Below are 12761 nucleotides of genomic sequence, written 5' to 3'. Positions count from 1 at the left end.
AGCTGCCAGGGTCACGAACGGAGAGCGACTTGTGGACACCTACCTGCTGCCCACTGCCATGCGCAAGCTGCCAGAGCCATGGCACGATCTGACATACCGCAGGTCGCAGGCTCTGGAGGCACTCGCGCCCACGGAGGAGAGACGTGAGCAGGCTCGGCACGTGCTGCGCGCATGCCTGCCCGACGGACGACAGAATGTGCACGACTGGGACGAGGAGCTACGCGACTTCTACGACGCCCGCGATGACCACACCCTGGACGAGGCAGACGCCTGGTTGACCCGAATCATGCCGACCACGTCCCAGGTCACTCGAGCACGGGTGGCGCAAGTGGTCGGCACCTGGGCTGACATGGGCATCCCTACGGTGCCTCAACCACCGACTGCACAGTGGGTCGACAGGGTGGCGGCGGAGTGGGCCGCCTCGGTGCGGCAGGCACTGGCGTACGACGCCTTTGCTTTCATCCAGCGTGCAACCACCGCCGGATTGCTGAACGATGGTGAGGCCGAAGACGCCGCGCTGCTCGCAGCCGCTTTCGTGCGGGTCGGAGTGGCGGTCGAGGCGGCCGTGCGCATACTCGTCTCGCTCGGTCGTCCGCGCGGCGAACAGGCCCTGATGGAACTCGTACGCGACGACGCAGTACGGGACTTCCGACCGTACGTGCGGTCCCGGCTTCTCGGACTGCGCCGACCGGCGTACCAGGTTCGGGCCCGGGAAATCACCCGCGACGAGGAGCCGTTGCTGCCCGAAGGGCTCCAGGGCCTTCCGTATTCCTGGCCTACCGATTTCAGCTGGGGCGCGACCCCACCGGATTCCCACAGCCTCGCCCGGGCGCGTTCAACACTGGAGGCGTGTCTGGCTGTCGAACGGGCGCCGGATGACGCGCTGATGTGCAGTGGCGCTTCAGCGGACTGTCGTGCCATCGCTGAGGTGGTGCGCGCCCTGATGCCGTACCCACGGCTGGTCACTCGCGAGCGAATGGACGAGGCGTGGCGCGAGTGCCGGTCGTTGGGGTTCGAATTTCAAGGAATGGACGCCGAGGCCTTCGCCAACGTCTGGTGCACGAGGTTCGCCGACCGGGTCGCCGCGGCCGTCTTCCGCTGGCTCGCTGACCTCCCGCACGGCGGAGGAGCGGCAGGCGACAAGGAACCGGCTGTTCCGGCGGCAACAGTTCTCTGGGCTGCGGAACTCGCCGAGCGGTGCGCCCGGTGCGGCAGCGCGGTAGAGGAGGCCGTCTGGTTCCTCCACCGCACGGATGACGTAACGGGCAGCACGGAAGCGCTGGCGCGACTGGCCTTCGACCCGAGCCTGCCGGTCACGACGAGGAATACCGCGCTGGAGTGGGTGCGATGACGTCTTCAGCCCGAAGAGCAACTCCACCAGGATGAAGCTGACGGAGGTCGGTGAGTGATGGAGGACCCGAAGACGGATTCTCTCCTGGCTCTGGCAAGAGGACCATTTCCCCTCATGGGTCATGGGCCATGGGCCACCTCGTCATGCGCTACGTCGACCGGAACGTCGCCGTGGCTGAAGCGACGCGCCTGCGGTCCGAGGCGGCGCAGGGCAACGCCTGAAGACGTGATCGCGAATCTTTTCACCGTCGCGGAAACGGAGCCGTCGCGGCTCCGCGAGGCGCTGGCTCAGTTGCTGGCCGTGACGCGCGAAGCGGTCGACGTCGCCGACACGGACGGGGATCAGGAGGCGCGTCGCTGGGACTCACCTGTTCTGTGCACGTACCGCGTGCTGCCGCCCGGTGACCTGGCGCTGGAGCTCGATATCCACGTCGAGGACGAGACGGCCGGAGCTCTCGGTGAGGCGGACTTGGCGCATGGCCTCGCGATCCGTACGACGACCTCGGTCCTCTACCCCTCGATGGACATCGACCTGGACTCCGCATACTGGGTCGCGGTGCCGGATGGACGCGTCGTGAGATGCCGGCTGGAGGCGATCGACTCCGACGAGGACACGAGATACCGGGTCGACGCGGTGGAGGAGAAGGTCGCCGATCTCCCTCGCGCGAAGGTGGAGTGGCTCCCCGAAGCTCTCGAGTACGAGCCCATCGGGACGCCCCTCTCCGATGCCTTCCTGGCCACGTATCCGACGGGCACGGCGGCGAGCGTCGAAGGGCGTGTCCACTACAGCCTGCGCGTGTGGGAGAGGCTGGTGCGCCGGCTGGAGTCCGACTGGAGCCCTTCTGGCCGGTACCGGGAAGACCTCTTCCGGCGTGATCTGGAAGCCCGGGACACTTTGGCGCGTCTCGTGCGAGAGGTCGACGACGTACACGCCGGCGGCCTGCGATCCTCTGTGACGCGATTGGACGACATCTTCCGTGCATGCACCGAGCCCGGGAACGAGGAGAAGGCCGAGCGCTGGTGGTGGTGCCGGCGTCCAAGGCAGGTTCCATGGTGAGCCAACGAGAACGAAAAGGAGTGCGGCGCGCCCTTGGAGCAGAACCGCTCACTGTTTAGGTCGAGGTCACGCCCGGAGAAACCGTGGATGTGTCGAACGTGCCGGACGCCGACGTCCTGTACAAGGGTCGGGACGGCAGGGTGCACGTGGTCGAAGTGAAGAACACGGTGAACCCGAAACGCGTCAGCCTCAATTCGTCGGGAAGTTCAACAAACTCTCCGAGTAGAAAAAGGTGAATTCGACCGGAGGTTGTCCGGCCCGTTCAGGGGCAGAAGGTCTCTCCTGCCCAGCTCATGAGCTTCACGGTCGAGCGCCTGGGTGACATGCAGCGGGCGCTGGAGGCGAAGTGCAGCCGAGTTGGACGACAACCGTTGGCGTACCGGGGCCCGGAAGGACAGCAGGCCGGGGCGAAGAACGAGAAGGAGGGTGACGGCTCGGAAGCGGTCACCGCGTGATGAACGACTGGTGCCCCCAGGTTTCCGTTCAGCCGCCGAACCAGACGACGAGGCGGACGTTGTCCTCACCATGGAGTTCGGACAGCGTGCCCATCACATTCCACACGGGTTGCCATGGGCCGTCGGTCGGTACCAGGTCGCTATAGGCGGGGACGACAGGTCGGTACACCTCATTGCCGAGCAGGAGCTCTCCGTCGGCGGGCCACCGGGAGGGAGCGATGTTGCCTTCTCCGAACTGGGCCGCGGCCGAGTCGTACAGCTCATCCGGGAGTGCGGCCAATGCGTCGGGCACGAGGGATCCTTCGTGGGCAAGGGACCAGCGGCGGACCAAGTGCCGAGACGGGCCGTCGGTGCAAGGGGCATTCCAGTCGACAGCCGACAGTTCACGCCACGAGAACCACGAATGACTGTGGCCCTCGAAAGCGTCCGCATCCGTTCGTACCGTGTCGGAAATATCTACAGGGGCTCCGCGCTCAGGGAAGAGAGCTCTGACGGGCTCTACGCTTCTGACGTCGAAGAGTGCTGACCATGACATGTAATCACGGGCCCAATGAAGGTGCCGGAGTTCGGAGAAGGGCTCCCACAGCACGTGTTCAGTACCGTAGCGCCCGGGCTTGGGCCTGCATTCCAGCCATCCATACAAGTCGGTACTCATAAAAGCGACTCTATTCAATGCGGCCGCTGAGTGCCCTACTCGCTGGCCCATGACCCCGACCCCGGCTACTGCGCCGACCGTGTGGTCGGCGACCAGGGCTGCTTCGGGGCATCTGTCGGTGAAGCCGAACTCGACTTGTGGACACCTACCTACTGCCCGCCGCCATGCGCGAGCTGCCACCGCCTTGGCCCGACGTGACATACCGCCGGTCTCAAGCTCTGGGGACGATTGCCCCCACGAGCAGGCTCGGCACGTGCTGCGCGCGTGCCGAGCGGGAGCTCAGCCATCCGAGGCCCTTGAGCGAGGCCGCTCACCTCACTCCGCCCGTACGACTACCTCCACCCGCGTTCCTTCTCGCACTCCCCACTCACGCATTACCCCGGCCTCCGCCTCCACCACATGCCGGGCCCGCAACCGAGGCATCCCCAGCAGCCCAGGCCGCATGGTCCGCACGGCGATGACGCGAAGACGCCGATCGAGATAGGCGACATCGATGGGCATGCGCATACGAAAGGTGTGCACGCTGTTGGCGGGGGAGAGCAGTATCGCCCCGTCGATGGAGTCCCGCCCCAACAGCCCCTTCGTCCGGGCCCGGTAGGAGCCGGCGATCTCCAGCGGCACCCTGAGGAACGGCTCCTCGTCACCCCCGTGCACGACCAGCTCCCCACGCCCGTCCCGCCAACGCCGCCCCATCCGGACCCCCTCCGACCGTGCCACCACCTGCCGGCAGCTCGCCACCCCGAACGTATCCGTATCGACCACGCCTCACATGGGCCCAGGGGCCCATGCTCTTTGCTGATTCCTGACTGAAACGCAGTGAGCGGCAACGCTGTTTGACGCCTCCCTGGGGGCGTTATGCAACCGTTACGGCGCGAAAGTGACGACGAATCACCAATTCCTCCCCATACGCCCCGGGAGTTCACAACCTTCACCCTGGTGTGGCCGCACCCCGCTGTATAGCTTTGGTTCGCTCAAGAGAAGCCTTCGCCACCTCCCGGGAGCCGACCGTGACCCGCCGCCCCACCCTCCTCGCAGCGCTCACGCTGACCGCCGCAGCGGCCCTGACGCTGTCCGCGTGCGGAAGCGATGACAGCTCCAAGGGCAAGGACAACGACAAGATCGCGGGAGCGGACACCGGGGATAAGGCATCCGCCTCCCCCAGCCAGAGCGAAGCAGCACCTGGCGGTCGCCCCGCGATCGCCTTCCCGTCCGACGCCAAGAACGTCTTCCAGTACGAGAAGACCGGCGACGCCGCCAAGGACGCGGTCCTCAAGGACAGCACCCTGAGCGTCAACTCCGTGGACGAGGCGATCCTCAAGGGCAGCACGGACACCAAGGCCCTCGGCTTCTACAACGTCGGCAAGGCGCTGGAGTCGTCGGTCTCGTACGTCCAGCGGTATATCGACGGCAGTGACACATGGGTCGGGGAGACGCGCTACTTCAACTACAAGGTGACCCTCACCGGTGAGAAGAAGGCCTACGTCACCTACTGCTCCGACGAGAGCAAGTCCTTCATCAAGAACCGGAAGACCAAGAAGGTCGACAGGTCGCCGGCGGACTCGGACTCCTACGTGCTGTACAACACGAGCCTCACCAGGAACGCCGATGGAGTTTGGCAGACGGCCAACATCGGCTCGAACAGGGGGAACAAGGCGTGCCAGCCGTAAGAAACTCGGCGAGAGTCGTAACAGTCCTGACATTGGTGTGCTGCTCCGTATTCGCTGCCCAGTCGGCTTTCGCCGGGCGTGGCAAGTACGGGAACAACGGAGATAATCAGCAGAGCGCCGACGCAGATAAGGACGGCACCGTCTCCGTCACCGTAGGCGGCGTCGTCTTCGACCGTTCGAAGAACGGCAGCGGCAACTCCGCCGGTGCGCTCACGTCGACCACGTCCTGGTCCCCGCCTCCTTGCTGGTACGCCCCGAAGTACACCCCGGATCAGCTGAAGAAGTACCTCGAGCCGACCTGGGAGGCCGGCTCGACGGGCTACGAGTGGGACGCCGAGCAGCGCGACCGCTACGTCAACGGCCACCCCTACAAGGACTTCAACAAGGACAAGACCGGCAAGGGCTACTTCTGGGACTCCTTCGTCAACAAGGACTTCCCGCCGGGCTGGGACTCCTGCGAGAAGCCCATCTTCTGGGTGGACCAGGGTGACCCTCCGCCCGCGAACATCGAAAACGCGGTCACTCCCAAGGTCCTCTCCGAACTCGCCTACGCCGAAATCCGCGTCCCCAGCACCAAGGTGACCCTGGCCCCCGCCGCACAGACCAAGGTCAACCTCCCTACCTGGGCCTGGCTGGACGCCGCCGACTTCAAGCCGGTCTCCGTCACCGCGTCCGTACCCGTGATCGGCATCAGCGCGACGGCGACGGCGACCCCCGAGTCGCTCCGCATCGAGCCGGGCACGAAGGACGCCGTCACCTACCCCGCCTCCGGCGTCTGTGCGATCAGCAACGGCCGCATCGGTGAGCCGTACGCCCCGGGCAAGGCCGACCGCACCCCACCCTGCGGCGTGAGATACCTCCGCTCCTCGGGCGACGGCACGTACCCGCTCCAGGCCACCGTCACCTGGAACATCACCTGGACCGGCACCGGCGGCACAGGCGGCCGCCTCCCGGAGGGCTCTTTCGGCGCCACCCAGGACGTCGTCGTGCAGGAGATCCAGGCCGTGAACCGCTGAGCCGAGTCACGGCTCCGACCCGCGAGCGGCCACCCGTGTGGGTGGCCCCCGTCCGCATGTAAGCGGAACGGATAGAGTCACTTACTCGAAGAAGCGGCAAGGAGCGTGGAGAGGGAGCGGCTGCATGGCGGAGCGGCTGGCCGTCGACGACGATGAACTCGCGCACTTCATGAGGTTGTTGAAGAAGTCAGGCAGCTCCTTGAAGGGACTGCACAAGGCGCTGAGCGACGCTTCGGTGACCGGACTGGGCACGGATGACCTGGATGCTGCGTGCGAGAGCTTCCAGGAGGACTGGAAGTACGGCACCGAGCAGATCGGCGAGCAGGCCGAGGACCTGGCCAAGATCATTGGGCAGAGCAAGGACAGCTACAACGAGGTGGACAAGGCGCTCGAAGAGGCGCTGAAGAAGGCCCGGAACGGCAAGACTGGATCGGGCGGCTCCACATGACTTACCCCTCTGGTTCGGGCGGTCCGGGCACCACTGCCGAACCGCGGTACTCCACGGACCTAGACAAGCCGCAAGGACTCCAGTCGGGCCGCCGCGTCGCGAACCCCGACTACCCCCACCTTGGCTTCAACCCCACGCCGGGCAGCCCGGACATCGTCCGTGAGCTGCGCAAGAAACTTGTGAGCTGCGCCAAGGTCCTGGAGGAAAGCCACGACCTGGTCACCAAGCTGATGGACGGCAGTCACTGGAAGGGCGATGCCGCTGTCGCCTTTCGGGAGGAGCTGGACGGCGGGACGCTGCCTCTGAGCCTCAAGAACGCCGCGCACTCGATCCGTAAGGCCTCCAGGCAGTTGGATCGCTGGGAGGGAGAACTCGAGGATTTCCAGCGGCGGGCCCGACGCCTGGAGAAGGACGCGGAAGACGCCCAAGCGGTTCTGGACGCGGCGAAGGGTCGTGCGAGCAAGGCGGAGAAGGCCCCCGACCTGGACAAGAAGGGCGCCCGCCACGATGACGCCCAGAAGGCGCTCACTCACGCGAATACCGCGGTCGAGGAAGCTCAGGCCGACCTTGACAAGATCATCGGCCAGGCGAAGAAACTTGCCGAGGAGCACGAACAAAAGGCCCGGTACCGCGCCGGCAAGATCGGTGACGCCACGACGAAGCTGGCTCCGCACGAACCTGGTGCGTGGGACAAGTTCACCGACTGGCTTGGCGACAATCTGCCGGACATCCTCAGTGGTATTGCGGCGATCCTGGGGGTGATCGCGTTGTTCGCCACCGGCCCGCTCGCGGTGCCGCTCCTTCTGCTGGGCGCTGGGCTGTTGAGCGGGACCGCCCTCACGCTGCGGTTGCAGGACGACGAAGTGTGGGCTTCCCTGAGCGACGGCATCAAAAACGGCGAACTCGACTTGGACTTCTGGAGCAATGCGATCTCGGTCGCCGGGGACGCGCTGGGTATTGTGCCCGGGCTTGGGGCTGTGACCAAGGGCTTGATGAAGGCGCCAGAGGCGTTGAGCGCCGCAGCTCGTACCGCGGATGAGGCCCTGACCCTCGGGCAGAAGGCCGCCGCTGTCGGTGCTTCGATCCGCGAGGAGGCCGTAGCCATCTCCGAGGCGCCGAGCGTGTTGGAGCGATCACGCGTTTTCGGCGCGAGTACCGACCAGGTGTTGCCGAAGGTTGAGGCTGGGGCGACATGGTTGGGAGCCGCCACAGCCACGTACGGGATCGCGGGCAGTCTCTACGACAGTCTGGACTCTGACGGGGCCAAGGCCGTGACGGGCACGCTGGACGGAGTCAGGACCGGCGTGATCGACGGGGCCGCGACAGCCGGCGTGCTCAAGTACCTGTTCAGGGGAGTGGCTGCCGCTTCATGAGCTCGGACACCTTCGTCATCGATCCGTCTGCCAGGATGCCGGGCGCGGACATTTGGTTCGCGCTGCCTGCGGGCTTCATGCCGGTCCCACTCACAGGCTTCGCTGCTGTGGACGAAGGGCCGGCCGGCACTGAGCGTCAGGAGCACTCGCTTGAGGCCCTTGCCACGATGCTGACGGGTCCCGAGAACACCCAACGGTTTTCGGAGTTGTTGGCACCAGTCCCGCGTTTGACTCAGATGCTGGTGTACAGCGGTGTCATCCATTGTGCGGTGGGGGCGCATCGTGACGACGAGGGAGACGGAGGTCTCCTGCTGTCGCTGCTCACCATCGGATGGCAAGAGACGGCCTGGGCGCCACGTGGGGTGATGGCTGCTCGTGCTGCAGCGGCCATGACAGACGCCAGTCATGTGGAGATCCTCGAGCTGCCGTGCGGTCCTTCGTCGCTCGTCGAAATCTGTAGTAGCCCTCAGGTCGGGCGTACGCGGCAGGAATTGCTCCAGGTTGTCGCCTATGTGCCATTCCCGGGTGCCCGCAAACTGGCCATCCTGACGCTGTCGACGACTGCCATTCACCGTTCGGGCCACTATCGGAACCTACTCCGGGAAACGGCCCGCATGGTCACCTTTGAGAACCCGTTGCCGATGGATCATGGCGAGGCATGAAATGGACACCGTGCATCACCCCACAAGTTCAGCTGAGGCTTGGGAACATTCAGCCACGCAAAGTGCGTGGAAGAAGTTGTTCACCTCAGCCGTTGCGGGCCAGGTTCTATGGCCCGCGGTTTGTGTCGGCGCCTTCGTCCTCATGATTCTCGCGGGACGGTGGTCGATGTGGGTCATGCTCCCGGTGGCTGTGTACGCCCTTTATCGATCATTTCTGCAGCGTCAGTACCTTGTTGCGGCTGCGCAGACGCGCCGCCTCCTGAAGGTGTATCCCTGGCGGTCGCACAAGACGCCGGCGAGCGGGATCGGGCAGATCCCGGGAGCGAAGCTCGGCGACGTCTGGCTGGCGTTTCCCAACCCCGATCAGTCTGATGATGTCGTCCACGTCATCCTGCACGGCCATGCACGATCTGCCTGGTGGCGCCGTCGTCTCGGGCGGGGTTATGGAAGCGAGCAGACCGCTCAGGTAGCGGAGATCTGGTTCGCCGGTGATCCACGGTTCGCCGGAGTCATCGCGGTCCCCGGGCCCAAGCGCCTGTTCCTGCTCTACCAGCTTGCTGATTCACATGCCTCCACCGACGAGTGGGTCGCTTCTCCCGAAGCACTGGAGCTCGCCCGTCGTGCTGGAGTGCGTGTGCCTAGCTGACACTCGTTCCCCAGGACCAACTGAGATTGCTTCGCGGACGCTACTCAACAGCTCATGAAAGCTGTTGCCCGGCGTGCCCGATCCTGGGTAGGAATCCTCCATGACCCCCCTAGGCGCAGTCTTCCGCCCCCAGTTGGCCCCCGAACGGCTGCGGGCCGTTTGTGACGTTGCTGAGGGGGCCGGGCTCGAGGAGCTGTGGCTCTGGGAAGACTGCTTCAGAGAAGGTGGGATCTCCACTGCCGCGGCCGCGCTTGCGTGGACCGAGCGGGTGCGGGTCGGGGTAGGGCTCCTGCCCGTGCCCCTGCGGAACGTCGCCGTCACCGCCATGGAAGCCGCCTCCCTCCACCGGATGTTCCCGGGGCGGGCGATCCTCGGCGTGGGGCACGGCGTGCAGGATTGGATGGGGCAGGTCGGCGCCCGGGTCGAGTCTCCTCTCACCCTGCTGCGGGAGCATCTCCTGGCCCTCCGGGCCCTGTTGAGCGGCGAGCGCGTCACCGTCGACGGGCGGTACGTCACGCTCGACGACGTCGCCCTCGACTGGCCGCCGGACGGCCCGCGGAGCGGGGTGCTCGCCGGGGCCACCGGGCCGCGGTCGCTGCGGCTCAGCGGTGAGGCCGCCGACGGCACCCTCCTCACCGCCACCACCGACGCCGACGGCGTCCGCCGAGCACGGAAGCTCGTCGAGGAGGGGCGCGCTGCGGCCGGGCGTGCGGCCGGACCCCACCCCTTCATCGTCTATCTGCTCACCGCCACCGGGCCCGACGCCCACGCCCGCCTGCGCGCGGAGCTCGACGCCGAAGGGCTTGCGGACATTCCGGACCTCGGGGTCGCCGGGGATGCCCGGGCCGTCGCCGAGGCCGTCGGGCGGCTGGTCGACGCCGGCGCCGACAGCGTCGTACTGCAGCCGACCGCGGACGAGCCCGACCCGGAGGGGTTCGTGCGGTTCACGGCCGAGGAAGTGCGTCCCCTCGTCCCCTGACCTCCGGTAGTGGTTCGGTGAGGGGCCGGGCGCCTGCCGGCACATGAACGGTGGGCGTCCCCGGCCGTCCGATGCCACCATCTGCCCATGGCACAGACCGGGGAACCACAACCGCATCCATCCCGCCCCACCACCTACGAAGACCTCCTCGCCGAAGGGGCCTCCGTGCCCACGGAAGGCTGGGACTTCTCCTGGTTCGAGGGGCGGGCGACGGAGGAACGCCCCTCCTGGGGATACGCCGTGTCCATGGCCGAGCGGCTGGGCCGGGCGAGCGCGGTGCTCGACGTGCAGACCGGGGGAGGAGAAGTGCTGGACTTCGCCCTCGCCAGGGTCGCCGACGCGGACAGTGGCGAGCCGACCGGGGCGGTCATCCCCCTCACCGCCGGAGCCCCCGCCCCCAAGCCGCCCCTCCTCACCATCGCCACCGAAGGCTGGCTGCCCAACGTCGCCAAGGCCACCGCCCTGCTTCGTCCCCGCGGCGTCGGCGTCGTCGCCGCTGCCGAAGACGCCCCTCTGCCTTTCGCCGACGAGGCCTTCGACCTGGTCGTGAGCTGTCATCCCGTCCGTCCCCGGTGGGACGAGATCGCCCGCGTCCTCCGGCCCGGCGGGACGTACTTCGCCCAGCACGTCGGCCCGCGCAGCGTCTTCGAACTCGTCGAGTACTTCCTCGGGCCCCAGCCGGACGATGTGCGCAGTGCCCGCCACCCCGACCGTGAGCGGGCCGACGCCGAGGCCGCCGGGCTCGATGTCGTCGGTCTGCGGGCGGAGCGGCTGCGCATGGAGTTCCACGACATCGGCGCCGTAGTGCACTTCCTGCGCAAGGTGGTCTGGATGGTCCCCGGCTTCACCGTCGAGGCGTACGAGCCGCAACTCCGGGAACTGCACGAGCGCATCCAGGCCGAGGGGCCCTTCGTCGCCCACAGCACCCGCCACCTCTTCGACGCACGCAAGCCCGGCTGACGCGCACCGAGCCGGTCATCACGCGTGCGGACCCACCGTCACCTCTCCCACCACCAGCTCCGGTGTCGCCTCCAGCACCTCGCCCACCCGCTCCACCTGCTCGTCCAGCTCCCGCCGCTGCCGCGCCGTCAGCCGTACGAGCGGCTCGACCGTGACGGTCGTACGGCGGCCCCGGCGCCGCTGGTGCCACACCCCCGCCACCACACCGTCGACGAGCAGCACCGGGTAGTTGCCCGCCTGGCCGCCCCCGAGGGCGCGCTGGTACGCCTTTCCGGGGAACAGCCGCTCGCGGGGCCGGCCCGCGATGACGTACGCGTCGAAGTAGGGGAGCAGCCGCACACCCCGCGCCGGGCCGGACGGGAAGTCGGTGTCACCCGCAGCCACCCACGCCGGCGTCCCCTCGAAGTCCACCTCGTCGATACGGCCGTCGGCGGACAGTTCGCCGAAGAGGGCCGTCGCCCATCCGGGCGGCGCCGCCAGCCAGCGCGCGAAGTGCTGCGGTGTCGCCGGACCGTACGCGTACAGGTAGCGATCGACGAAAGCGGCCAGAGCCTCCCCAGCCCCCGAGCCACTCCCGACCCCCGTCTCCGCCTCAGCCCCCACCCCGGCATCTCCCCACGGAGGCCTCGTGTACGTCGCCTTGCGGCCGCGGTTCGGGCCGAAGCACAGCGCGCCCGCCCAGCCGGCCCGGTGCATCACCTGGCGCCAGCGCGGCCACAGGTCCTGGAACGCCGGCATCACGCGGTCACCGGCCCAGGGGCCCGTACGGGCGACGACCTCCTCGGACAGCTCGTCGAGGGTCAAACACCTGCCGTCGAGCGCGTCACCGATCGCCGTCACGACCTGGGCCGCCTGCTCCTCGGTGAGCCGTACCTCGGGCGGGAACGGGCTCGGCCCGGTCGGTACCGCGCTCAGCGCAGCCGAGAAGAGGGGGAGTTCACGGGCCGGGAGAAGGTGGACCGTGCCGCGGGGGCCGTACGTCTTGATCAGGGTCCGGTCGTCCCACAGCGCCGCCCGTACGTCGGCCCGTGTCGCCGCGTCCGTCCGCATCCCCACCGACAGCTCTGCCGCGGACAGCACCTGCGCGTGCGCCCCCAGCATCGCGCCCACCACTTCGGCGACCGGTGTCCCGGTCGCGGCCGGACTGGTCAGGAACTGCCGCCGCGCCCGGCGTGCGCTCGCCGCGTCCCACGTGATCCTCACGGTCTTCGTCATGAAACGACGTTAGACATCGATGAGGACAGTTTCCGTCCTAGATCCTGGCGTTCGCTCCGCCCCCGGGCCTCCCGCTCCACCCCCGGGCCTCCCGCCCCGCCCCGCCGCCCGCACGTCACCCTCCCCACTCACTGCACTTGCGCATCATCCGACGAGGGTTTTCACATCGTTACCGCCCGCAGCTCGCCCCCGCCCCGCCGCTCACGTAAATTCGGACGAGGGCAATTCGCGTGAGCAAAGCTGCGCGGTCGGTACCGCGCAGTGGAGGGGGCTGCGCG

Annotated in this window: 14 protein-coding genes; 11 read left to right on the top strand and 3 right to left on the bottom strand. The window is 67.5% G+C overall.

All coding sequences use genetic code 11. The features are described from left to right. Positions 1-31: 31 nt before the first annotated feature. The 3 genes from ACFCXS_RS00840 to ACFCXS_RS00830 all read left to right on the top strand — a co-directional run bounded on the left by ACFCXS_RS00840 (position 32) and on the right by ACFCXS_RS00830 (position 2862). Positions 32-1351 (top strand): hypothetical protein, encoded by a 1320-nt coding sequence (locus tag ACFCXS_RS00840; protein ID WP_376640593.1) that lies wholly within the window; start codon positions 32-34, stop codon positions 1349-1351. Between the two features lie 225 nt (positions 1352-1576). Continuing rightward, a complete protein-coding gene (locus ACFCXS_RS00835) occupies positions 1577-2407 on the top strand; it encodes a hypothetical protein (protein WP_376640591.1) in 831 nt (276 codons plus the stop codon). 293 nt (positions 2408-2700) lie between these two features. Then, on the top strand, positions 2701-2862 hold the full coding sequence (locus tag ACFCXS_RS00830; protein WP_376640589.1) for a hypothetical protein: 162 nt from the start codon (positions 2701-2703) through the stop codon (positions 2860-2862). 28 nt (positions 2863-2890) lie between these two features. Here ACFCXS_RS00830 and ACFCXS_RS00825 read toward each other — a convergent pair whose 3' ends face one another. Together ACFCXS_RS00825 and ACFCXS_RS00820 are read right to left on the bottom strand one after the other, a co-directional pair. Further along, positions 2891-3154, bottom strand: a complete 264-nt coding sequence (locus tag ACFCXS_RS00825; protein ID WP_376640587.1) for a hypothetical protein — start codon at positions 3152-3154, stop codon at positions 2891-2893. A 678-nt stretch (positions 3155-3832) separates the two neighbouring features. After that, complete coding sequence (locus ACFCXS_RS00820; protein ID WP_376640585.1) at positions 3833-4210, bottom strand: DUF192 domain-containing protein; 378 nt, start codon at positions 4208-4210, stop codon at positions 3833-3835. 314 nt (positions 4211-4524) lie between these two features. Between ACFCXS_RS00820 and ACFCXS_RS00815 the strand changes: the two genes are divergently transcribed. From ACFCXS_RS00815 to ACFCXS_RS00780, 8 genes are all read left to right on the top strand, one after another. Further along, positions 4525-5184, top strand: a complete 660-nt coding sequence (locus tag ACFCXS_RS00815) for a hypothetical protein (RefSeq protein ID WP_376640583.1) — start codon at positions 4525-4527, stop codon at positions 5182-5184. Then, positions 5172-6200 carry a hypothetical protein gene (locus ACFCXS_RS00810; RefSeq protein WP_376640581.1) on the top strand — a complete coding sequence of 343 codons (1029 nt, stop codon included), beginning with the start codon at positions 5172-5174 and terminating at the stop codon, positions 6198-6200. Before ACFCXS_RS00815 ends, ACFCXS_RS00810 begins: the two co-directional genes overlap by 13 nt. Before the next feature lie 124 nt (positions 6201-6324). Continuing rightward, positions 6325-6648, top strand: coding sequence for a hypothetical protein (locus ACFCXS_RS00805; RefSeq protein WP_376640579.1), 324 nt, complete (start codon positions 6325-6327; stop codon positions 6646-6648). Then, positions 6645-8021, top strand: a complete 1377-nt coding sequence (locus ACFCXS_RS00800) for a hypothetical protein (protein WP_376640577.1) — start codon at positions 6645-6647, stop codon at positions 8019-8021. The genes ACFCXS_RS00805 and ACFCXS_RS00800 overlap by 4 nt, the downstream gene beginning before the upstream one ends. Continuing rightward, positions 8018-8683, top strand: coding sequence for a hypothetical protein (locus tag ACFCXS_RS00795; protein WP_376640575.1), 666 nt, complete (start codon positions 8018-8020; stop codon positions 8681-8683). Before ACFCXS_RS00800 ends, ACFCXS_RS00795 begins: the two co-directional genes overlap by 4 nt. Position 8684: 1 nt before the next feature. After that, positions 8685-9329, top strand: a complete 645-nt coding sequence (locus ACFCXS_RS00790; protein WP_376640573.1) for a hypothetical protein — start codon at positions 8685-8687, stop codon at positions 9327-9329. 100 nt (positions 9330-9429) lie between these two features. Beyond that, positions 9430-10308, top strand: coding sequence for an LLM class flavin-dependent oxidoreductase (locus ACFCXS_RS00785; protein ID WP_376640571.1), 879 nt, complete (start codon positions 9430-9432; stop codon positions 10306-10308). Between the two features lie 87 nt (positions 10309-10395). Then, on the top strand, positions 10396-11268 hold the full coding sequence (locus tag ACFCXS_RS00780) for a methyltransferase domain-containing protein (protein ID WP_376640570.1): 873 nt from the start codon (positions 10396-10398) through the stop codon (positions 11266-11268). 18 nt (positions 11269-11286) lie between these two features. Here the strand turns inward: ACFCXS_RS00780 and ACFCXS_RS00775 are convergent, their stop codons facing one another. Beyond that, a complete protein-coding gene (locus tag ACFCXS_RS00775; RefSeq protein ID WP_376640568.1) occupies positions 11287-12483 on the bottom strand; it encodes a winged helix DNA-binding domain-containing protein in 1197 nt (398 codons plus the stop codon). Positions 12484-12761: the final 278 nt, after the last annotated feature.

Source organism: Streptomyces sp. NPDC056373 (genome assembly GCF_042262425.1).
Classification (GTDB): domain Bacteria; phylum Actinomycetota; class Actinomycetes; order Streptomycetales; family Streptomycetaceae; genus Streptomyces.
This window is presented reverse-complemented; position numbering and strand designations above follow the sequence as displayed.